The following is a 22,413-nucleotide window of genomic DNA, read 5'->3' as shown; positions in this document are numbered from 1 at the left end:
TTAACGCCTTCTAGTACTGGAGCGGCTTCTTCCTCTTGCCATCCCACCTAAAGCATTCAGCACAGCCATTTTGCTCATACTTCCAGAAGCGTGTGCATGACAAATAGCAGCAGCGAGAGCATCTGCCGCATCAGCTTGGGGTTTAATGCTTAAGTTTAATAAGCGCATCACCATCATTTGGACTTGTTCTTTATCAGCCGCGCCATAACCCACGACAGATTGCTTAATCTGACGCGCTGTGTATTCTGCCACTTGTAAATCCAAATTCACCAATGCCGCGATGGCTGCACCACGCGCTTGACCAAGCTTTAGTGCAGAATCAGGATTTTGTGCCATGAAGACTTGCTCTACCGCAGCTTCGGTTGGTCCATGAAATTTAACGATACGTTCTACACCCGCAAAAATACGTTTTAAACGTTCGGGCATTTCCTGTGTTTCAGTACGAATCGTGCCTGCATCGACAAAACGTAACTTGTTGCCATCTTTCTCAATAATTCCGTAACCTGTTAAGCGTGAACCAGGATCAATACCAATAATTAATGACATGCAGCACTATAAGAATAAAAGATTGTTGATATTGTTACATATAAGGCTTTTAGCTGTATATTTTTTTATTAATACAAAAAAAGTAAATGATTTCTCAAATGTAGCTTTAAATGAATAAAAAGCTATCCATTATGTAGATAGCTTTTTTGCTTTCTCAATTATTTTTGCCATGTTGCTGGTAAAAGTTTAGCAAAAACAGCTCCAAATTGATCTAATAGGCTACCAGATCGACCTCGAAATCCTGCTACAAAATAGCCATCAGGAATTTGGCACTGAAATGCACCACCACCATTACCACCACCTGAGATTGATTGGCCATTACTAGATTCAAATGTTAGGTGATCAATATATTTTCCGCTTTGGCCAGAAATCGATTTTACCCAAATCCCATTCGTTAGCTGAAGGTCATAGCTAGCTCCACCGCCATTACCACCATGTTCACAAACATAAGTACGTTTAATTGGGTCTGTACATTCATAAGTTGCGATCAGTTTATCTACATATTTTCCAGAGTATAATTTTACATTAACTAAACGAGTGCGTTTTGGGAGAAAGGTAGACTGATTAATATCATTAAAAACACTGCCACCATCACCACCATAAGTTGGTGAATCTTTGAAATTAAATTGAAGAGCTGGTTTTCCTTCATTTAAGGAAGGTAAGTCAGGTAAAGAGTATTTATTATTTGGATTGTATGTGAAATCATCTTGTTGGGATTTAAGCTTTTTAAGATCGATATACGCTAATTCTTTTACACTATTAATTTTTGGGTCTTGAATGAAATTATAAAACTTATAAATATTATCAATATTTTCACATTGATTAATTAATTCATTAATATCAATTCCTTTCTTAGTAAAATCCCCATTGGGATCAGTAAAATATGAAACATTCTTTCTGATTTGATCTAATAAATTCACAGGAAAGCCAGGTACTTGATCATAGCTAGATGATTCGTAGGAAATAATAGCAGGATTATCAATTTGTAGATCAAAGAATCTTAGAGCGTAATCGATTATGTGATCTTGTGATGGCAGATGTGGATCTTTCAAGCCAGAAACAATTTGTTGAAATGTGACTGTTGACGATGATACTTTGCAAACATTTTCTATTTTTGTTTGGAAATCAGCAGAAAGACTACCTCCAAAAAGAGAAATGCCACTTGCTGTTAGCTGAGCCTCTAAACTCATTCGTTGCTCTGTGGTCTCGCAAATAAAAGCATATACAGCATAATACTCTGCGCCTGTGACCAACTCGGAAATATAAGAATCACCATACTTTTTAACAAATTCAATAACTTGATCTTCCGTGGATGGTACAGGAACATCTGATTTCATTGATACATTATTTGTACGGGTAACATTTTGTTTGTCGGAGGCTTTAACCACAATACAAAGACTTTCTTTTGTTAAACTAAGTTGATTTACAAAGTTTACTTTTGCCTCCCCTGAAAATCCACCATAACCAGCAGAAACAGAAGATGAAATATTCAAGGCTTTATATGTTTGTTGTAGAGATTTCGTGACTACATACTGTAATTCACTGACACCTGACTGCGTTGTTGGTGAGCCTTGGATAGCGGTGTTGGATGCCTGTGCTGTGACATTGTTATAACCTTGAAATAATGCTGAGGCCGCTGTTCCTAATGCCATTTGATCAATTTCTTGTTTAGAGTTCATATATTTCCCCAATTTTTAGTTTTTAGATTTTAATTTTTTGCTCATTAATAAAGAGCAGATTTTTTATATCAAAAATTAGTTATTATGTATATCTAAATGAAAATGATATTGAGTTTTGGGTATGCATTAGAATTGTATTTTTACTTTAAATTTAAGTGTGAGTTAAGTTTTGTTTATCACTTGTATTTAATTTTTGTTGTTTTTTTGGGATTTTATGAAATTATTTTACTTGTAATATAGGTTTATTTTTATTTTAAAATATCTGAATTGGCTTTTTATTTATATTTATGGTTTTGAATAAAATTAAATCCTTTAAATCTGTACTTGCTTTTAAAATGTAATAAGATATTTTTGGATATATCTTGTTTTGCTTAGAACATTATCTCAAAACTATTTTCGCTTTTTGGACAATATGTGTCGTTAAGGCTTGAAGAGGAGCAGATTGTTGATTCCAATGGTGCCAATATAAAGCAATATCTGTTTCAGCTTCAGGTAAAATCTCAACTAAACTTTTATCTTTAAAAGCCTGTTCGAGTTGAAATTCTGGAACCATTCCATATCCCAAGCCAAGCTGGATTGCCGTGACAAAGGATTCAGAAGATGGGATAAGGTGACATGGATAAGTGCCTTTTGTTAACCCAAACATCTTTTCGAGTACGTCAAAATGGGTGTGATCTTTGTGATTGAAAATAATTGCAGGGGCAGTCCTTAAGCTTTCTCTCGTGATTCCGTTTTTAAACCATTTCTTTTGAAACAATGGCGTTGAAACCATTTTATAACGCATAGATCCCAGATGTATGGCATTACAACCCTTCATGGCTGCACTTTCGATAGAAATACATGCATTGACTTTCCCATTTTCCAGTAATGAATAAGTATGCGACTGATCGTCACAGTTAAACTCAATCATAATTTTTTCTTGAATGAGCACATCTTTCAGTGCGGGAAGCAACCAAGTTGCTAAAGAGTCGGCGTTCGTTGCGATTGTGGTTTTAAAATAATTAGATTCAGATTTACCTGTGAGACTGTATAGTAAATTTTGTTCTAGGCGTTTGCTATGTTGCAAATATTCAAATAGATGTAGACCTGATTGAGTTAAAACGCAAGGTCTGCCGCGTATCAGCAAGAGTTGACCTAAGTGCTTCTCAAGTGCTTGAACCCTCAGTGTCACAGCAGATGGGGTAATACACAGTCTTTGGCCTGCATGTTCAAAGCTACCTGTTTCTGCAACAGCAAAGAAAGCTTCACATTGTTTGCTATCGAGCATAATTTCCTTAAAAAAACTTAGTTGAACTGAAATAAACTTAATTTTACTGAATTAAAAATTAAAAAAAAAGATAATAACAATCTTTCAGCGTGATCTGAATGTGTAAAGAAATGAATACCTTTAATATTTTTAGTTTGTGGAAAAAGTGAATGAGTGCATTTGTATATGGGCTTGGAATTGGCTTCTCTCTGATTTTAGCAATAGGGGCGCAAAATGCATTCGTATTAAAACAAGGTTTAAAGCAGCAGTATGTATTCTGGGTTTGTTTCATCTGTGCATTATCTGATTCTATTTTGATTTACTTCGGTGTAACAGGATTCTCCAAAGTTATTGCTAACTTTCCACTTCTCCTTACCGTGAGCAAATATTTTGGCGCAGCATTTTTATTCCTTTACGGATTGCGTAATTTCTATTCAGCTATAAAAAATTCTTCTTCGCTAAACCCAAGTGATATTGAAAAAGATTCTTTACTCAAAATTATCGGAATATGCTTAGCATTCACATGGCTTAACCCGCATGTGTATTTGGATGCGATTATCTTGATCGGATCAATTTCAGTGCAATTTTCGGATCAACTGTATCAGTTTGCGGCAGGCACAATACTCGCTTCTTGGATATTTTTCTTTTCAGTAGGCTACGGGGCAAAGATGTTACTTCCTTTATTTAAAAGAGCGACATCTTGGAAAATTTTAGACGTTTTAATTGGGATCACAATGTGGACAATTGCTACGATGTTAATTATTTAAAATTGGAATGGGTTAAAAATTGATGTTTGGGATAATTTTTAATCATATTTACTTTTTCGTTATTCAAAATAGGTTGCTGAAACTTGATCAATTGCATAAGAAGAAAAATGTAAGAGAATTTAATTGAAAATCTTATCTATTTGACTTGTTTTTCTTGATCTATCTTATTGAAAAATATTGAAATTAAATAATTTTGGAAATGGTTTTCGTAGATCAATCTTAGTTTTTGAATGTTATGTCATCCATTTATATGAGTGGTTGAAGCAATAGGGATTGCTTATAAAAAGTAAAGTCGTGTATAGTGATAGTTAACTAGAAGAATAACTCTGTTGATTCAGCAAATCTCTAATTTCGTATGTTTGTCCAAACTTCTCGTTTTATCAGATTTTAGTGTCATAGTTTTATTATTCCAAGTTATTTGCTGCTAAGTATTACGAATTTTCAAATAGGTTAAATTTATGTCTAACACTGTGACTGGTACAGTTAAATGGTTCAATGAAACTAAAGGTTTTGGTTTTATTCATGCTGATTCTGGACAAGATGTTTTTGCTCACTTTAGCGAAATCCAAAGCAACGGCTTTAGAGTTCTTCATGAAGGACAACGTGTATCTTTTACTGTAGCTGAAGGTAAAAAAGGACCTCAAGCAACTGCTATTACTGTAGTTGCTCAAAACTAAGAATAAATATAAAAAAGCTCACTTTGGTGGGCTTTTTTATTTGAATATTAATAATTTAGAAAAATTGCAAAAAACCATTAGAAATTTAAGTGAAATTGCTTAATTTTGTCACTAATTGACCATGTGTTTAAATTTTTACCCTAGCTTGATCTACGACTTTTTGCTAATTTCATTTCATACATTATTTAGGCAAATTAATAATTGCAGTACATTAAATGAGCATTAGGTTATGGAAAACTTAGAGCGATACTCTCAAGGGTTTGAGCAAGAAGTTCATGTACATTGTAAAAGATCTTTAGGTTCGTTGTTGTTCAGTTTTGTGGTTCTGATCGCAACAGGCTTATAAGAGAAAGAAAGCACCTTCGGGTGCTTTTTTAATGTTTGAAATTTAGCCAAAACAAATTATAAAAATATAAAATGACTGGCAAGATTGAGCTTTGAGCTACAAGGAAATATTTACTCTATGTTAGGCTTATATCTATAAGAAAAGGGATAAGCCTATGGATATTTTACAAGTAAAAGATTTTTCAGCAGTGATGGGTTATACAGAAGCCATTTTGGAAATGGATGAGTGGGTAAACACGAGACCATATTTTTATATTATCAAAGATCATTATTTGGTTGATCAGGCTATTCGGCTTGAGTACATCATTATTCAATGATGATTTAATTCGTTGAACTAAACGATGAGTTAATCATAACTGGAGTTCTTTGTTTCAATTCATAGACATAAATTTATCATTTGTTTGCTATATTAAATTTTTTTGCAAAAATTCAAAAATATGAAAAAGATCTTACTTTTAGGTGCAGTTGTTATGTCATTGGCAGCGTGTTCTTCAACTCCAAATAAAGACGATATGCCACCAAAAATTGGTATGGCAAATCCAGCGAGTAAATATTGCGTTGAGCAAGGTGGTCAGTTGGAAATTCGAAATGAAACAAATGGTCAGGTTGGATACTGCAAGTTGCCAAATGGTCAGGTGGTTGAGGAGTGGGAGCTATTCCGTGCTAGCCAATCGAAATGTGTTGCTGATGAGGCAAAAAAGTTAATTGGTCAATCAGGACTTAGCGAAGAACAAATTAAGCAAAAAACCAAGTCTGAGATCGTGCGTAGTGTTGGACCTAATCAACCTGTAACTATGGATTATCGAGAGAACCGCGTTACAGTAACGATTGATCCACAATCTAAAAAGATTATCAATGCAACTTGTGGTTAATTTATAAATTCTTTCTAGGCTCTCAATTGATTGATTTCAACTGAGAGCTTTTTTATGTAATAAACATAAACATCAGACTTGATAAATTTAGAAAAGAACCCATCAAATAATTTATTGAGTTTATTTTATTAAATGTGTCAGCATTGTTTTATCAATATGCACATTGTTTTATTTTGAGATTTAACATGAATCTACTTCTTATCGTGGTTTTTGGCACAATTGCTGAAGTGTTGGTTTGGATCGGCGTGGGCGATCTCGTTGGAAGTATGTGGTATGTATTCTTCTGGTTTATTATCGCATTTTTTATTGGCTTGAATATGCTGCGTTCAAGCACGTCAGGTATCATGCCTCAGTTACAGCAAATGCAAATGACAGGGCAGTTAGGTGCTGATCCAGCGGTAACTAAGAAATTAGCAATCGCGATGTCTGGTTTCTTTTTAATGCTACCAGGTTTGATTTCTGATGTAATCGCCGTTTTAGTGTTAATCCCATCGGTACAAACAGCTTTCCGCAATGCATTGATGAAAACAATGGCAAAGCGTCAACAAGCAATGATGGACCAAATGATGGGTGGTATGGGCGGTGGTGCTTCAGGACAAAGTCCATTTGCTGATTTAATGCGTCAGATGCAAGAAATGCAAAATCAACAAGGTGGTGGGCAATATCGTGACTCAACCGTGATTGATGGTGAAGCGCGTGAAGTAAAACCAGATCAAAAGAAAATTGAATTTAAAGATGTAAACTAATTCGGTTTAGTTATAGAAAAGCACACGATCAAAAGTGTGCTTTTTTATGGTTTGTTGTTTGTATCTGTAGTTTGGTTATTTTCTGCATTATTGGCGACCGTAGTCTGTTTGTCTTGAGGTTGGTATTGGCTCGGTGGCAAAGTGGTCACCTCATTTTCTGACTGTTTGTATTTTCGACTACGGTTGGCACGTTCACGAAATCCACCTTTGTTGATTAATTGAGTCATGGTGCTATTTCCATAAATTTAAAGCAATATTTTAGCAAATTATGTGAAAGATCAAAATAATACGCTTCTGTAGAAAAATTTAAAAATACTTGTAGTTCATTAAATTGACATAAAAACTTTGTAAATTTGAAAGAATCGGTCATATAACTGCATTGTAATCTCGTTTTTTTTTTCATAGGATAAAAGTACAACGGTGAAAATTGTTGTAAAAAGAAAATAAAAAATAACGAGTGGGAGGAACAAATGATGTTATATCAATATCATTGTGCATGTTGCGACAAGGTGGTCGCGTCTACAGATAAGGAATGTCCTTACTGTGGTTCTCAACATATTCGCAGCCCTTACGGTATGTGGATGTTCTGTGTTGCTGCGTGTTTAGCTGTTGTGGTTATCGTAAAACTTGCACATTTGTATTCGCAACATCATCAAGAAGAGCAACCTGTTCAAAATACGTCTATTTTTGAAGTTTTAAAGCAAGATAATATGAATTCGGGAAATTAGATTGGGGAATAAAAAAGCTCGCAAAATGCGAGCTTTTTTATTAGATGACGCAGAGCAATTAAAGACCTGCTGCATCCTTAAGGATTTCAACTTTGTCAGTTTTTTCCCAAGTAAATGCTGTATCTGAACCTTCACGGCCAAAGTGACCATAAGCAGCTGTTTGCTTATACATAGGTTGAATAAGGTTAAGCATACGTGTGATGCCATATGGACGTAAGTCAAAATGTTCACGAACAAGTTGAATGATCAACTCATCAGATACTTTACCAGTATTGAAGGTATTGATTGAAATTGATGTTGGTTCAGCAACACCAATTGCATAGCTCACTTGGATTTCACATTTATCAGCAAGGCCAGCAGCAACAATATTTTTGGCGACATAACGACCAGCATATGCAGCTGAACGGTCAACTTTAGATGGGTCTTTACCAGAGAATGCACCACCACCGTGACGCGCCATACCGCCGTATGTATCAACGATAATTTTACGACCAGTTAAACCACAGTCACCTACAGGGCCGCCGATGACAAACATACCTGTTGGGTTGATATGGAATTTTGTGCCTGCATGGAACATTTCAGCAGGAATGATTGGCTTAACAATCTCTTCAATCACAGCTTCTTTCAACTGAGCTTGAGTAATTTCTGGGTCATGTTGAGTCGAAAGCACGACAGCATCTAAGCGAACAGGTTTGCCATTTTCATAAGCAAAAGTAACTTGGCTTTTTGCATCTGGACGTAACCAAGGTAAAGCACCTGAACGACGTAACTCTGCTTGACGCTCCATTAAACGGTGTGCGTAAGAAATCGGTGCAGGCATAAGCACATCTGTCTCACGGCTTGCATAACCGAACATTAGACCTTGGTCACCAGCACCTTGATCTTCAGGTTTTTGACGATCTACACCTTGTGCAATCTCAGGAGATTGTTTTCCGATCATATTGATTACGGCACAAGTTGAACCATCAAAACCTAAATCAGAGTGGTGGTAGCCAATACCATTTACGGTTTGACGTACGATCGCTTCAAAATCAACGTTAGCCGTTGTTGTGATTTCACCAGCAAGAACAACCGCGCCTGTTTTTACTAATGTTTCACAAGCGACACGTGCATACGGGTCTTCTCTTAGGATTGCATCTAAAATCGCATCACTAATTTGGTCAGCCATTTTGTCTGGATGACCTTCGCTTACAGATTCTGAAGTAAAAACAGCATACTCGCGCATGAACGTCCTATCATGGTTATTTTCAAAAAGACAGAGTATGTTACATCGACTTGGCTCATAGGACTAGCACAAGCTGACTAAAAACCATAAATTTATTGCATTTTCATTGTGTTTTTATTGATATGTGTATCAGTAAAGCTTATATGTGAGGATTGATTTTTAATATTTTTCTGAATAAGCGAATAGATTTTACGAACCTGAGATATTTACTTTTGCTTACGCTGTGAACATTTGTTCACATAATTGAAAATGAATGATCGAAATATAAGAAATATCGTGTATTAGACTTTACCCCATGTCGTTTTTTTAAGACAATAGTCTCAATTTTTGAAAGATGATTTCTCGTCTTCTTTATCACATTGATTTAATCGGATTCTGACTTATGACAACCCCTTTAAATGAACGTCGTATTGCTAACGCAATTCGTGTCTTGGCAATGGATGCTGTGCAACAGGCAAACTCAGGGCATCCAGGTGCACCAATGGGGATGGCAGATATCGCTGACGTCGTATGGCGTGAGTTTTTAAATCATAACCCAACAAACCCACAATGGGCGAACCGCGACCGCTTTGTATTGTCAAATGGTCATGGTTCTATGTTGCAATATGCTTTATTGCATTTAACGGGTTATGACTTATCTATTGAAGATTTAAAGCAATTCCGTCAGTTACATTCTAAAACACCAGGTCACCCAGAATATGGTTACGCACCGGGTATCGAAACAACGACAGGTCCATTAGGTCAAGGTATCGCTAATGCTGTTGGCTTCGCTTTAGCTGAAAAAACATTAGCTGCTCAGTTCAACAAAGATGACTTAAACGTTGTTGATCACTTCACTTATTGTTTCTTGGGTGATGGCTGCTTAATGGAAGGTATTTCTCACGAAGTATGTTCGCTTGCAGGTACTTTAGGTCTTGGTAAGCTTGTTGTTTATTATGATGACAACGGTATCTCGATTGATGGTGAAGTAGAAGGTTGGTTCAGTGATGACACTGAGCAACGTTTCAACGCTTATGGTTGGCAAGTACTGCGTGTAGATGGTCATGATGCAGATGCAATTCGCCAAGCGACTGTAGAAGCAAAAGCTGAAACTAATAAGCCAACAATTATTATCTGTAAAACGATTATCGGTCTAGGTTCACCAAACAAACAAGGTAAAGAAGATTGCCATGGTGCGCCATTGGGTAAAGACGAAATCGTTTTAACTCGTGAAGCATTAGGTTGGAAAGAAGATTCATTTGTTATCCCTGAAGATGTATATGCAGCTTGGGATGCAAAAGCAAAAGGTCAAACCTCTGAAGCAGCGTGGAATGAATTGTTTGCTCAATACAAAGCAAAATATCCAACTGAAGCGGCTGAATTATTACGCCGTATCAATGGCGACTTACCAGCGGAATTTGCTGCACAAGCAGATGCTTTCATTGCTGAAACAAATGCTAAAGCTGAAACCATTGCTACACGTAAAGCAAGCCAAAATACATTACAAGCATTTGGTCCATTACTGCCTGAATTATTAGGTGGTTCTGCTGACTTGGCGGGTTCTAACTTAACACTTTGGAAAGGTTGCCAAGGTGTACAAGAAAATCCAGCGGGCAACTACGTGTATTACGGTGTTCGTGAATTCGGTATGACTGCAATTGCGAATGGTGTGGCTTTACACGGTGGTTTCGTTCCTTACGTTGCAACATTCTTGATGTTTATGGAATATGCGCGTAATGCAGTACGTATGTCTGCATTAATGAAGCAACGTGTGATTCATGTTTATACACATGACTCGATTGGTTTAGGTGAAGATGGTCCTACGCATCAACCAATTGAACAAATTGCATCGTTACGCGGTACACCAAACTTAAATACTTGGCGTCCATGTGACACAGTTGAAGCAGCTGTTTCTTGGAAGTCTGCACTTCAACGTAAAGATGGCCCATCAGCGTTAATCTTCTCTCGTCAAAACTTACCATTCCAAGCGCGTAATGAAGCTCAAATTCAAAACGTTGCAAAAGGTGGTTATGTACTTGCTGAAGAGAAAGGTGAATTGAAGGCAATCATCATTGCAACAGGTTCAGAAGTTTCATTGGCAATGGAAGCATATTCACAACTTGAAGGTGTGCGTGTTGTGTCTATGCCATGTGCTGAAGAATTCATGAAGCAAGATGCTGCATATCGTGAAGCGGTATTACCTGCACAGATTCGTGCGCGTGTTGCAGTTGAAGCGGCTCATGTAGACTACTGGTGGAAATTTGTTGGTTTAGACGGCAAAGTGATAGGTATGACCACTTACGGCGAATCTGCACCAGCAAAAGACTTGTTCCAATTCTTCGGTATTACGACTGAAGCGGTTGTTGCTGCTGTTAAAGAATTGACTGCTTAATTGAATTAAGTGGTATAAAAAAGCGTCCTGATTAGGGCGCTTTTTTTATGACGATTAAATGGAATCAATAAGGGCTGAATATGCAAATATGGATGAGTAGTGAATCAAGTAAAGAAGTATTAAATGAGGAGCAACTTACTCGATTACAATTAGCTCGAAACTATGTGGAAGAAATACTTAAGAAAGAGTTAAAAAATAAGTCATATGATTTGCCTTTAGATAGTTGGGATTGTATTACGGTAATGATGGGACCAAATGATTTTGGTGAGCGAGTCAAATATTCTGTAAAAAAAAGAAGTATGGATTTTCGTTTAAAGATAGATCCTAGTGTATTCAATACAACAGATGACTTAGGTCGTCAAAAACTAATTTTTGTAATGCTGATGAGAAGTTTGGATTTACTTAAAGAAAAGTTTGAAAAAGTAAAACCAAAATTGGATGATCATAATTATGAGGAATTAGAGCGACTTAGATCTGATGCTTTAGATGTTGCACGAAATGAGGGTTGGCTATAAAATTATTGTAAATATTTAATCTTAAATTGATTTCTGATCTGTTTGACTAAATATTGAAAAGTGTATTTATAATTATTGCAATATACCTTTCTGAATTTTCAGTAAAACTAAATAAGCTCACAATTACCAGCCCATAGAAATATCAGTTATCAAACTAAAAATTCTATGGGCATATTTTTATATAGAAAAATAACTTTGATGTAGTGATATAGACTTAACCTACACTCAGTTCAGTTTGAATCGAAATATTAGAAGTTAGTAATTTATGAACAGGGCAGCTCTCAGCAACTTTGAGTAATCGTTTATGTTGATCTTCAGTAAATTCACCTTTTAAGATAATTTTGCGTTCAATATTATTTTGTCCTGATTCAGGATCACCATTTGGATTTAGTGCTAAATTGACTTGAACATGCTCAAGCTTAATTCCTTTATGATTGGCATACATTTCTAGCGTAATTGTGGTACATGCGCCAAGAGCGGAAAGAACAAGCTGTATTGGATTTGGTGCAGTATCTTGCCCACCTTTGTCCATAGGCTCATCTGCATACCATGTATGACCAGAAGTATCTGTAAGTGTTACACGATAGGGAGTTGCTGTACTTAATGCTTGTGCTGAATGAGTCATGTTTTACCTTATTGTTTATCTTTAAAAATAAAAATGATTGTACCTAATCATGCAGTGTTCACTACTGACTGTGTAGTACCGAATAGTCTAATCATATGTTGTTTAGCTGGGCTGCGTAATACTTTTATTGTTGCACCGATGAAACATATCGTTTTATAAAGAATAGTGAATAAAAATACTTGATGTATACACTAATACTCATATCAAACAAGGATACCAAAAATGCAATTCAAAACATTAAGTCTCGGTTTAGCATTCGCTTTAGCAAGTTCTGTAACATTAGCTGCGCCAGTAGACTATAAAATTGATCCAACACATACAGCAACAGTATTTAGTTGGAATCACTTTGGCTTTTCTACACCAAGCGCTAACTTCACTGATATTCAAGGTGTGATTAAAGTTGATAATGCGAAACCTGCAAATTCATCAGTAGAAGTGACAATTCCTTTAAGCAGTGTAAATACTAACGTAGCTGCCTTAGATAAAGAGTTCCAAGAAGAAGCTTGGTTTAATGCAGCTAAGTACCCAAACATTACCTTTAAAAGTACTAAAGTAGAAACCAAAGATAAAAAGCATTTTAAAATCACAGGTGACTTAACTGTTAAGGGTATTACTAAGCCAGTTGTATTGGATGCAGTATTGAATAAGCAGGGTGAGCACCCAATGGCAAAAGTACCTGCGATTGGATTTAATGCAACAACTTCATTTGATCGTTCTGCATTTGGTATCGGAAACTATGTACCAAACGTTGGCGATAAGATCACTGTAAATATTACGACTGAAGCAACAGTAGCGAAGTAATAGTTATACACTTAAATGTGAAAAAAGCTCACGATGAATATTCGTGAGCTTTTTTATTTATAATGTCATTAAAGCGAATAACTATGATGTTACATTAAATGCATCTGAATAGATGACATAGCCACTTGGTATATGGTCGGTAAAAGCAAGAATTTGAAAATACTCTGCTGGAACACCTTCTAAGATCAAATTAGCATCTGCCTTAAACCCAAATTTTCCATAATAATTAGGATCACCGAGTAATACGCATCCTTTTGCATTTAGTGCCTTGATTCTATTCAAACCTTCTTTCATAAGTTCAGAGCCTATACCTTTTCTTTGATATTCAGGAATAACTGAAATAGGACCTAAGCCATACCAGTCTGTCGTACCATCGGAAATTGAGACAGGTGAAAAGGCAATATGACCAACGATTTTGCCTTGAGTTTCAGCAACTAAAGAGACAGTAAGTTGTTTGGTTGCTCTAAGCGCATTTACGATAAATTGCTCTGTGTGGCTAGAGTGTTCTTCATCATTAAATGCTGCTTTGGTTAAATCAAAAATTGCTTGGATGTCAGTATCTTGTTCATCACGGATTTGAATATTCATTTTAATTGCCTGCATGTTTTTAAATAACTGACGAAGCAAAAGTATGTTGCTGCTTCATCAGATGATTGTTAAGGATGTTTATTGATTATCGAGTTGAGGTCGTACGTTTCTAAGCCCATTCAAATTGATTTGATAGGGTTGTCCTTCCTGTGATTTGATCAATCGTTTCTTTTTAAGTTTTCGAAAAACATCGAGAGTGCAATCAGATAAAACAAAACCTTCACGGCTATAGCATTCTACAGCGATGAGTTGTCCAGATTCATTTTTGAGTTTTACGATTTTTCCGCCTTTGGCTAAGACGTGTAAAGTCCGTTGTTCAGACTTGGATAGGTTCATGTTGGAATCCTGATATAAGTAATCAAAAGCAAAGATAGGCATGCAGCCTGAAAATTCGCGTTGATAACCCATTTCAAATTTTCATTGAAATATGGTTATCAGATTACTGCTATCTCCAACATAAAATCCTCAATGTAGATTGGATATGAAATATATGATGTGAATATATAGGTGCTTATATTTAAAGTAAAGGATTATGTGAATTTTACTTTATTTGTAATGGGTTATGATCATGTGTAGTCTGATTTTCTTGATCAATTTATAATAAAAGCATTATTTATTAAAAGCCTTTAAACATATAGCTTGAATTTTATTATTAAGGTAAGACGAAGATGGATGATCAACTGTTTATACAGAAAGCAGTAGATTTAGCATTAGAAAATGCAAAATCAGGTGGTAGACCTTTTGCCGCATTGGTTGTGAGAAATGGTGAAATCATTGCTACAGGTGTCAACCAAATCAAATTAACCAATGATCCTACAGCACATGCAGAGCTATTGGCATTGTGTGAAGCAGGCAAAACTTTAGGTAATCCTAATTTAGAAGATTGTATCGTCTATGCAAGTGGGCAGCCTTGTCCGATGTGTTTAGCTGCGATGCGTATGGCAGGAATTAACCAAGTGCGTTATGCATTTTCCAATGCTGATGCAGAACCATTTTCATTATCGACAGCTAAAATTGCAGAAATGCTGAGAATGCCGCCTGAAAAACAAGAGGGATTGGCATTTAAGCAAATTACGCCGTTGCAGAACTTAGATCTATATAAAGTATGGCAAAGCTATCAAGAGAAATAACTTTATGTGTACTTAAATCTTGCTGTTATCACTTTTTAGTCTGTTTTTCTTTCAGTAATAAATATGCAGGTGTGGATTTCTTGGCTTGACGACGGAGCATGATTTTGATGTACAACACGATAGCAAAACATGCTGTAGCAACCGTAAGCATAATACTATTCATATAGCTCATAATTGAGCTGACATAACCGATTGTTGCCAAACGTCGTTGCATCCGTTCAACTTGAGTACTGGATTCAATACCTGTGATTGCCCACGTACAGAGATGTTCACAATTATTAATAATCAGATGGTAATGGTTTTCATGCATACGTGAGCGCATACGCCGAACAACAGCCTTTGCTTTGTAGCGTGGTGATTGGTAGTCTCTTGTGTAGATCGTTTTTCCACGTGCGAAACGTTGGATCGTGGTCATTTCAATCGGATGCTTTTTGAAAATATGAGCAAAACCTGAGTAATGGATGACCCGTCCACGACCTGCATAAATTCCATGATGGCTATAACCAAAGTGTTTAACGATCAGGTGTGCGCCAAGAGGAAAGCGTTGATGTTTTTGCTGCATGCTGATACAAAAATATTGTATTTACAGTGTTATTTTAGTGAAAAATAATGAATCAATCGAGCATATTTAGGCATTGAATCCTATGATTATGTGTTGAGTTTGTATCTGCTGTTTTGGCGAATGCTTTTGCTATGTGAAAATAATAAAAATTGGCTTCATATATAAAATGACGATGAAGATTTGGCTTTTAGCTTTTTTATCAATGTACTCGGTAGCTGAATTACATGCAGCACAATATCAAAGTATTCAGGTCGATCAGATCACGTATGACGTGATTAAAGTTGAAAAACTAGATCAGTTAGAATTATTTTTAAAAGATAAAAATTCAGATCGTTATTATCATAATTTTTCTCGTCTTCAAGCAAATCTTCCAGCTTGTGCTCAAATGAATTTTGCAATGAATGCAGGAATGTATCATGTGGACTATCAGCCTGTGGGTTTGTATGTAGAGCAAGCCAAGCAAACATCTCAGTTAAATGAGAATACTGGTTTTGGGAACTTCTTTATGCAACCAAATGGCGTACTGGCATGGAATCATCAAAATGCTGTAATTCAAACCACGGCAGATTATAAGAAAAGTAAATTTAGGGCGCTTTTTGCGACACAATCAGGGCCAATGTTAATCAATCATGGAAAGATCAACTCCCAATTTTTGCCAAAATCAAATTCTTTAAAAATCAGAAATGGTGTAGGAATCAAAGATAATCAATTGTATTTTGTGATTTCACAACAGAGGGTGAGTTTTTATCAGTTTGCCCAATTTTTTAAACAGCAATTGCAGATTGATCAAGCTTTGTATTTGGATGGTTCGATTTCAAGCTTATATTTAGATGAAACTAAACGACATGATAAAAGAACGAATTTAGGGCCAATTGTTGCGGAAATAGATAGAAAAGCCTGTAAATAGTAAAAAGCCCCAATCTTTCAAGGAGAGATTAGGGCTTTCTTTCTTATTGTACTGGTGGATTGATCATCGCCAGTAACTCTTTGCGGCTGTAGCCGCGAGAAATCAGTACTTTCTTGATGCCTTTAATGACATCTTCATCAGTTGCTTTTACTAAAGCATCCAATAGTTGTTCATTTGATTTGCAAGAACAATCATTTTCAACGCAAGAAGTTTGATTCTTCTGTTCGTTATACTGTTGATCTGCACTGAACATTTTTTGCCAAAAACTCATAGAGCCTTCATTTACAAACTAACATAGATCGAAATATAGCCGCTTTAAAATAAAAAACAAGTCAGCTAAAGTGATAAAAGCAGCAATCAAACTTCAATTTTTTCGATAAACAATTGGAAGATAAACGAAATTATGACGATTTGATGACTTGATCTTTGATATATATGACTTTTTTACTCGGATTTAATATTTAAACTTGCTGAAAAAATAAAGGGTTATTGCAACCCTTTATATATAAAATTTACGTTGAAATAATTTGTTTAAATCTTTTCAAGTAAAACACCAGATTCAACATGATGAGTAAAAGGGAACTGGTCAAACATAGCAAACTTTGTGATGTGATGCGTTTGTGCAAGTGTCCCTAAGTTATCATGTAGCGTGTCTGGGTTACATGAGATATAGATAATACGTTCAAAGCCTTGTAGTAGTTTAAGCGTTTCATCATCAATCCCCGCACGCGGTGGATCGACAAAAACAGTATCGAACGCATAACTTTTGATGTCGATCTCTGCTTCTTGTAAACGCCTAAATTCACGCTCACCTTGATAGGCTTGCGTGAATTCCTCAGCAGATAAGCGTGCAACTTGAATATTTTCGATTTGGTTCTGTTCGATATTCCATTGCGCGGCGTAAACAGATGATTTTGCAAGCTCAGTCGCAAGTACACGTTTGAATTTTAATGAGAGTGGTAGGGTGAAATTCCCATTTCCACAGTACAACTCCAGTAAATCTTTTTGAGCTCCTTCAGCTGCATCACATGCCCATTCAAGCATATGTTGGCACACTTGCGCATTTGGCTGAGTAAAGCTACTTTCAATTTGTTTGTATTTAAATGTACGACCATGAACATTAAGTTGTTCAACCACGTAGTCGTCACCAATAATCACTTTTTGACCGCGACTACGGCCCATAATTTTAATATTCAGCTTTTCTGCAAGTGCTTTTGCTGCAATTTCCCATTCAGTATCTAATTTCCGGTGATAAATCAGCGTGACAAGCATTTCTCCACTTAGTGTCGAGAGAAAATCAGCTTCAAAAATACGCTGAGATAAAATAGGGTTTGCTTTTAATTCTTCTAATAAGCGTGGCATTAAATCATTAATGTGACGATCTGCGATTGGAAACTCATCTACACGAATGACTTGTTTTTGCTTACCGTCTTCAGCACGTTCAAACATTGCATAGAACAAATCTTCTTCAGTGTGCCAGATACGAAACTCAGCACGCATACGGAAATGTTGTTCTGGTGATTGAAACACTTCTAAAGCTGGGGGATTGAACGGTGCAAATTGTGCGGTAATTCGTTCAACTTTCTCTTGAAGTTGCTGTTGGTAAGATACAGTCATAAATAATGAAAACTATAGGTGAAATTTAAACAAGGCATGGTATCAAAAAAGGCGTATGAGGTGGATGGAAATTATCAAATTCATATGTTTATCTCATAGATTCGTACTTAAAACTTGATCAATAAATTCAGCTTTGATTTGTCGATATTCATCTGGCGATAAGCCCATACAGTTTTGTTTTAACTCATTATATTGGTGTACTAGCTGAGCTGAATTCCTCAAGCGATCTCTAAAAATGAGAAAATTAGTAAATTTTGATCCAGTGACTACTATTTGGAAGGCAACATCCTCATCAGATGCTTGGCTTTCAAGCATACACAGTTCATCAGTGCGTAAAGTATTGAGTTTTTCTTTAAATCTTAATGTTTTAAGTTGCTCTATTGTTCGTGAAAATTGCTGAGCGGGCACCTCTATATAAATATCTAAGTCACCCTTTGAAATTGCATGAGGGATTGCTGAAGAACCAATATGTTCAACAATCGCATTTGGGGTTAGCGAAAGTATTTCATTTTTATATTTTTCGAAAAGCTCAGTAGCATTTTGCTGATATTCAGTTGCTGGAAAAAACTGCATTATTCTTACTCTAAAAATTTATATAAAAATGCAGCAAGTTATGTACCTAGTTTTGAACACACATATTATTAAAAAATAAGAAAAGAATAGGTTTATGCGTCATTTTACGACGTTATGTGAATGCACTATGCTGTTAAATTAACTGTAATTATATTTGGACGAGATGAGAGATAAACTCATGGTGAAAAAGAAAATTATTGAATTTGATGAGTTAACTCGTGAGCAATTGCTGCACGCATTGAAAAAATATGCGCTGAAAGAGTTAGATCTAGATTTAGGGAATTTACCTGCACAGTTTTTATTGGACTTTATTGTTGAGGAGTTCGGGCCTTATTTTTACAACCAAGCTTTGAATGATACACATGAATGGTTGGCAGAGCGTTTTGCTTATTTAAATGATGACCTTTTTGTTTTAACCAAAGAAAAGTCAAAAGCTTGAATGCTGAAAAGGTACTTTACTCTGGGACAATAATCTCTAAAAATGAAAAACCCGAACCATGTAGAACATGATTCGGGCTGGGAGATTGAAGACTTAATTAGTCTTCAGATAAAGTCATTAAACTCGCATTACCACCGGCAGCAGCAGTATTTACGCTAATAGCGCGTTCAATGACTAGACGTTCTAAAGGAATCTGCTCATCTGTTTGAAGATGAGTAATGCCCACGATTGCTCCAGAACGGTTCGCAATTTTGTTTTGAAGATCTGTTAATTGCTCAACAGAACCATGATGAAGTACAGCATCAAACTGATCAGTTTCAACATTAGAAATAACTTTGATCGCCGCTAAAACTTCTTTAGGTAATGAAGCTTGATGTTTTGCTAAGAACATATTGTCTTTTAGCACAGCTGCTGAACTACCTACTGCAAAAACTGCGAGGAGTTGTTGCAATTGACCACGTTCATCGTTTGCAATTGAAAGCACACGATGGCGAGGTAAGATGATGTATTGGTTGCTCTCACCAGTAGGGCCTTGCAACTCGTAGAATTTGCCAACACCGAATGCTGGAGTTTCTGGAATTGCTTGAGCCATATGTTTTTGCGCCCAAGTTAATAAGTTTTGATATGCAACATTTGAGACTGCATTCAACTGAGAGAGTTCAGATTTAACAGCAAATGGTGTTGCTAAAACTTTTTCAGAACAATGTTCCATCAAACGGTACATATAAAGAGGACCACCTGCTTTTGGACCAGTACCAGATAAGCCTTCACCACCAAATGGTTGTACACCAACAACTGCACCAACGATGTTGCGGTTAATATACAAGTTACCCACTTCTGCACGTTGAATGACTGTATTAATCGTTTCATCAATACGAGTATGAAGACCCATTGTTAAGCCATAACCTTTGGCATTGATGCGATCGATCAGTTGCTCAAGTTCACCGTATTTATACGTGATGATGTGCAACACAGGACCAAATACTTCACGTTCAAGATCATCAAGGTTTGGAAGTTCGATCGCTGTAGGCGGAACGAAAGTACCTTGTGCAAGTGCTTGTTGGCTTGCAGCATCATTGAACATCAATTGATGAACAGGGTAGCCCTTAGATTTCATCTTTTGAATATGATTATCAATCGTCTGTTTTGCTTCTTGATCGATAACAGGACCAATGTCAGTTTTTAAGATTGCTGGATTGCCAACGATCAATTGCTGCATTGCACCTTTCAACATCTTAACGACTGTCGCTGCACTGTCTTGTTGTACACATAAAATACGAAGTGCAGAACAACGTTGACCAGCACTATCAAATGCTGAGCTTACAACGTCTAATACAACTTGTTCGGTTAAAGCTGATGAGTCAACGATCATAGCGTTTTGACCACCCGTTTCCGCAATTAACGGAATTGGTTGACCATTTGGTGATAAGCGTTTTGCTACAGTTTTTTGCAAGATTTTTGCAACTTCTGTAGAACCAGTAAACATAATGCCTTGAATACGATCATCTTGGCTTAGTTGAGCGCCAACTGTTTCACCACGACCCGGTAGAAGTTGTACTGCACCATGTGGAACACCAGCTTCCCAAAGCATTTGTACTGCTTGAGCTGCGATAAGTGGTGTTTGCTCAGCTGGTTTTGCAATAACACAGTTACCGCTTACTAACGCTGCTGCAATCTGACCAGAGAAAATCGCAAGAGGGAAGTTCCATGGACTGATACACAACACTGTACCCAATGGTTTAACTTGTGCGTTTGCTGGTAAGTTTTCAATTTGTGTTGCGTAGTAACGTAAGAAGTCAACAGCCTCACGAACTTCTGCAATCGCATTGGCATAGGTTTTACCACTTTCACGGCAAAGTAAAACCATAAGTTCTTGAATACGAGATTCCATCAAATCAGCAGCACGTTTTAAACAAGCGGCACGCTCGAATTTGTCTGTCATCGCCCAAGTTTGTTGCGCTTGTACCGCTGATTCTAATGCAAGTTGTACGTCAGCACTTGTTGCTTCATTGACATAACCCACGATTTCACTGTTTTGTGCAGGGTTTGTAATTGCAAGAGCATTGCTTTCTGGATGAACTGTAGATTCGAAACCAAGTAAAGGCGCGCTGTTCCAAACACGGTTACGTAATTGTTGAGCCGTTTTGTCTAAATCTGTTAATGGTTGATCATTGTTTAAATCAAAGCCATTTGAGTTTGGACGTAATGGATATAAGTTGTGCGGAAGAGGAATTGCAGGATGTTTTAATCCGAGCTGACCTTCATCTTTCGCAGCAGTTTGAATATCTTTGATTGGAGATTGAATTAGATCTTCAACCTTCAAAGTCTTATCTGCAATACGGTTTACGAATGATGTATTCGCACCATTTTCAAGTAAACGGCGAACAAGATAAGCCAATAAGGTTTCATGGTTACCTACAGGCGCGTAAACGCGGCAAGGAATCCCCAATTTTTTATCTTCTTTTGAACCTACAACTTGTTCATACAATGGCTCACCCATACCGTGTAAGCATTGGAATTCATATTGACCTGGGTAATATTTGCTTGGATCAGCAAGGTTGTAGATCGTTGCAAGCGATTGGGCGTTATGTGTTGCGAACTGCGGATACACTTGATCAGGTGCAGCAAGTAATTTTTTCGCACATGCAATGTAAGACAAGTCAGTGTGAACTTTACGAGTAAACACAGGGTAGTCTGTCATACCGTCGATTTGCGCTTTCTTGATTTCGCTATCCCAGTATGCACCTTTCACCAAACGGATCATTAAACGTTTGTTACTACGTTTCGCAAGATCAACGATGTAATCTACAACGAAGAAGCAGCGTTTTTGATAAGCTTGAATAACGAAGCCGATACCTTTCCAGTCAGCAAGTTTTGGTTCGAAGCAAAGACGCTCTAGTAACTCTAGAGAAATTTCAAGACGTTCTGACTCTTCTGCATCGATATTTAAACCGATGTCATAGTGTTTAGCTAAACACGCCAGTTCATAAACTTTGTTATAAAGTTCGTTGTGAACACGATCTATTTGCGCACGTTGGTAACGTGGGTGCAATGCAGAAAGTTTGATTGAGATACCCGGGCCTTCGTAAACACCACGACCATTAGATGCTTTACCAATGGCATGAATGGCTTGAGTGTAGTCGTTATAATAACGCTCAGCATCATGGTCAGTCAGCGCAGCTTCACCAAGCATATCGTACGAGTAGCGGAAGCCTTTGTGCTCAAGTGGTTTAGCATGTTCAAGTGCTTCTTCGATGGTTTCGCCAGTAACGAATTGTTCACCCATCATACGCATAGCTACATCAACGGCTTTACGAATGATGCCGCGACCACTGCGTGCGAGAAGACCTGTCAATACGCTTGATAAACTGGTTTGCTTAGGCGTTTCCATTAACTTGCCAGTAAGCATTAAGCCCCAAGCAGCAGCATTGACGAACATGAGGCTACTTTGGCC

25 protein-coding genes are annotated in these 22,413 nt (G+C 36.8%); 12 read left to right on the top strand and 13 right to left on the bottom strand.

The genetic code is table 11. The annotated features are described in order from the left end of the window. The 3 genes from ruvC to B4237_RS11095 all read right to left on the bottom strand — a co-directional run bounded on the left by ruvC (position 1) and on the right by B4237_RS11095 (position 3,492). On the bottom strand, positions 1-546 hold the full coding sequence (gene ruvC, locus B4237_RS11105) for a crossover junction endodeoxyribonuclease RuvC (RefSeq protein WP_004879133.1): 546 nt from the start codon (positions 544-546) through the stop codon (positions 1-3). Positions 547-704: 158 nt separating this feature from the next. Next, entirely contained in the window at positions 705-2,225 is a 1,521-nt protein-coding gene (locus tag B4237_RS11100) for a jacalin-like lectin (RefSeq protein WP_278595706.1), read from the bottom strand. Positions 2,226-2,604: 379 nt separating this feature from the next. Further along, positions 2,605-3,492, bottom strand: a complete 888-nt coding sequence (locus B4237_RS11095) for an ArgP/LysG family DNA-binding transcriptional regulator (RefSeq protein WP_278595705.1) — start codon at positions 3,490-3,492, stop codon at positions 2,605-2,607. A gap of 149 nt (positions 3,493-3,641) precedes the next feature. On the opposite strand from B4237_RS11095, the gene B4237_RS11090 reads away from it, so the two are divergent. The 5 genes from B4237_RS11090 (at position 3,642) to B4237_RS11070 (ending at position 6,878) form a co-directional block, all read left to right on the top strand. Then, positions 3,642-4,238: a LysE/ArgO family amino acid transporter gene (locus B4237_RS11090; RefSeq protein WP_061397539.1), complete on the top strand. Its 597-nt coding sequence runs from the start codon at positions 3,642-3,644 to the stop codon at positions 4,236-4,238. A 458-nt stretch (positions 4,239-4,696) separates the two neighbouring features. Then, positions 4,697-4,915: a cold-shock protein gene (locus tag B4237_RS11085; RefSeq protein ID WP_004879138.1), complete on the top strand. Its 219-nt coding sequence runs from the start codon at positions 4,697-4,699 to the stop codon at positions 4,913-4,915. Between the two features lie 500 nt (positions 4,916-5,415). Then, positions 5,416-5,577: a hypothetical protein gene (locus B4237_RS11080; RefSeq protein ID WP_007482405.1), complete on the top strand. Its 162-nt coding sequence runs from the start codon at positions 5,416-5,418 to the stop codon at positions 5,575-5,577. 120 nt (positions 5,578-5,697) lie between these two features. After that, on the top strand, positions 5,698-6,132 hold the full coding sequence (locus tag B4237_RS11075) for a DUF333 domain-containing protein (RefSeq protein WP_278595704.1): 435 nt from the start codon (positions 5,698-5,700) through the stop codon (positions 6,130-6,132). 185 nt (positions 6,133-6,317) lie between these two features. Next, on the top strand, positions 6,318-6,878 hold the full coding sequence (locus tag B4237_RS11070; RefSeq protein WP_019384298.1) for an FxsA family protein: 561 nt from the start codon (positions 6,318-6,320) through the stop codon (positions 6,876-6,878). A gap of 44 nt (positions 6,879-6,922) precedes the next feature. Here the strand turns inward: B4237_RS11070 and B4237_RS11065 are convergent, their stop codons facing one another. Continuing rightward, the gene (locus tag B4237_RS11065; protein ID WP_004879151.1) at positions 6,923-7,105 is read right to left on the bottom strand and encodes a hypothetical protein; all 183 of its coding nucleotides are present in this window, start codon (positions 7,103-7,105) and stop codon (positions 6,923-6,925) included. Between the two features lie 243 nt (positions 7,106-7,348). Here B4237_RS11065 and B4237_RS11060 point away from each other — a divergent pair, with 243 nt between their 5' ends. Then, positions 7,349-7,606, top strand: coding sequence for a hypothetical protein (locus B4237_RS11060; RefSeq protein WP_004879152.1), 258 nt, complete (start codon positions 7,349-7,351; stop codon positions 7,604-7,606). A 58-nt stretch (positions 7,607-7,664) separates the two neighbouring features. Here B4237_RS11060 and metK read toward each other — a convergent pair whose 3' ends face one another. Next, positions 7,665-8,831 carry a methionine adenosyltransferase gene (gene metK / locus B4237_RS11055; RefSeq protein ID WP_004879155.1) on the bottom strand — a complete coding sequence of 389 codons (1,167 nt, stop codon included), beginning with the start codon at positions 8,829-8,831 and terminating at the stop codon, positions 7,665-7,667. Positions 8,832-9,213: 382 nt separating this feature from the next. Between metK and tkt the strand changes: the two genes are divergently transcribed. Both tkt and B4237_RS11045 read left to right on the top strand, forming a co-directional pair. After that, positions 9,214-11,202: a transketolase gene (gene tkt / locus B4237_RS11050; RefSeq protein WP_278595703.1), complete on the top strand. Its 1,989-nt coding sequence runs from the start codon at positions 9,214-9,216 to the stop codon at positions 11,200-11,202. Positions 11,203-11,294: 92 nt separating this feature from the next. Beyond that, positions 11,295-11,717 carry an Imm44 family immunity protein gene (locus B4237_RS11045; RefSeq protein ID WP_236766764.1) on the top strand — a complete coding sequence of 141 codons (423 nt, stop codon included), beginning with the start codon at positions 11,295-11,297 and terminating at the stop codon, positions 11,715-11,717. Positions 11,718-11,931: 214 nt separating this feature from the next. Here B4237_RS11045 and B4237_RS11040 read toward each other — a convergent pair whose 3' ends face one another. Further along, positions 11,932-12,342, bottom strand: a complete 411-nt coding sequence (locus tag B4237_RS11040; RefSeq protein ID WP_061524477.1) for an OsmC family protein — start codon at positions 12,340-12,342, stop codon at positions 11,932-11,934. A 222-nt stretch (positions 12,343-12,564) separates the two neighbouring features. Between B4237_RS11040 and B4237_RS11035 the strand changes: the two genes are divergently transcribed. Continuing rightward, on the top strand, positions 12,565-13,143 hold the full coding sequence (locus tag B4237_RS11035) for a YceI family protein (protein WP_023013265.1): 579 nt from the start codon (positions 12,565-12,567) through the stop codon (positions 13,141-13,143). An 81-nt stretch (positions 13,144-13,224) separates the two neighbouring features. On the opposite strand, the gene B4237_RS11030 is transcribed toward B4237_RS11035, so the two are convergent. Further along, a complete protein-coding gene (locus tag B4237_RS11030) occupies positions 13,225-13,731 on the bottom strand; it encodes a GNAT family N-acetyltransferase (protein WP_278595702.1) in 507 nt (168 codons plus the stop codon). A 78-nt stretch (positions 13,732-13,809) separates the two neighbouring features. Then, positions 13,810-14,067, bottom strand: coding sequence for a YjhX family toxin (locus tag B4237_RS11025; protein WP_004915387.1), 258 nt, complete (start codon positions 14,065-14,067; stop codon positions 13,810-13,812). 332 nt (positions 14,068-14,399) lie between these two features. Here B4237_RS11025 and B4237_RS11020 point away from each other — a divergent pair, with 332 nt between their 5' ends. Next, positions 14,400-14,861, top strand: coding sequence for a nucleoside deaminase (locus B4237_RS11020; protein WP_278595701.1), 462 nt, complete (start codon positions 14,400-14,402; stop codon positions 14,859-14,861). Between the two features lie 28 nt (positions 14,862-14,889). Here B4237_RS11020 and B4237_RS11015 read toward each other — a convergent pair whose 3' ends face one another. After that, complete coding sequence (locus B4237_RS11015; protein WP_061516899.1) at positions 14,890-15,423, bottom strand: lecithin retinol acyltransferase family protein; 534 nt, start codon at positions 15,421-15,423, stop codon at positions 14,890-14,892. 172 nt (positions 15,424-15,595) lie between these two features. Between B4237_RS11015 and B4237_RS11010 the strand changes: the two genes are divergently transcribed. Next, positions 15,596-16,330: a phosphodiester glycosidase family protein gene (locus B4237_RS11010; RefSeq protein WP_278595747.1), complete on the top strand. Its 735-nt coding sequence runs from the start codon at positions 15,596-15,598 to the stop codon at positions 16,328-16,330. Positions 16,331-16,373: 43 nt separating this feature from the next. Here B4237_RS11010 and B4237_RS11005 read toward each other — a convergent pair whose 3' ends face one another. From B4237_RS11005 to B4237_RS10995, 3 genes are all read right to left on the bottom strand, one after another. Continuing rightward, positions 16,374-16,601 (bottom strand): hypothetical protein, encoded by a 228-nt coding sequence (locus B4237_RS11005; protein WP_004879177.1) that lies wholly within the window; start codon positions 16,599-16,601, stop codon positions 16,374-16,376. Positions 16,602-16,861: 260 nt separating this feature from the next. Further along, positions 16,862-17,947, bottom strand: a complete 1,086-nt coding sequence (trmA, locus tag B4237_RS11000; protein ID WP_278595700.1) for a tRNA (uridine(54)-C5)-methyltransferase TrmA — start codon at positions 17,945-17,947, stop codon at positions 16,862-16,864. Between the two features lie 93 nt (positions 17,948-18,040). After that, the gene (locus B4237_RS10995) at positions 18,041-18,520 is read right to left on the bottom strand and encodes a GrpB family protein (protein WP_278595699.1); all 480 of its coding nucleotides are present in this window, start codon (positions 18,518-18,520) and stop codon (positions 18,041-18,043) included. A gap of 178 nt (positions 18,521-18,698) precedes the next feature. Between B4237_RS10995 and B4237_RS10990 the strand changes: the two genes are divergently transcribed. Further along, entirely contained in the window at positions 18,699-18,959 is a 261-nt protein-coding gene (locus tag B4237_RS10990; RefSeq protein ID WP_278595698.1) for a DUF2164 domain-containing protein, read from the top strand. A 97-nt stretch (positions 18,960-19,056) separates the two neighbouring features. Here the strand turns inward: B4237_RS10990 and putA are convergent. Then, the coding region (gene putA / locus B4237_RS10985) for a trifunctional transcriptional regulator/proline dehydrogenase/L-glutamate gamma-semialdehyde dehydrogenase (protein WP_286943093.1) at positions 19,057-22,413 on the bottom strand (3,357 nt) is incomplete at its 5' end.

The organism is Acinetobacter sp. UBA6526, from assembly GCF_002434875.1.
In the GTDB taxonomy this organism is placed as follows: domain Bacteria; phylum Pseudomonadota; class Gammaproteobacteria; order Pseudomonadales; family Moraxellaceae; genus Acinetobacter; species Acinetobacter venetianus.
Note: the sequence above shows the minus strand (reverse complement) of the source record. Positions and strands in the feature narration are given on the sequence as shown.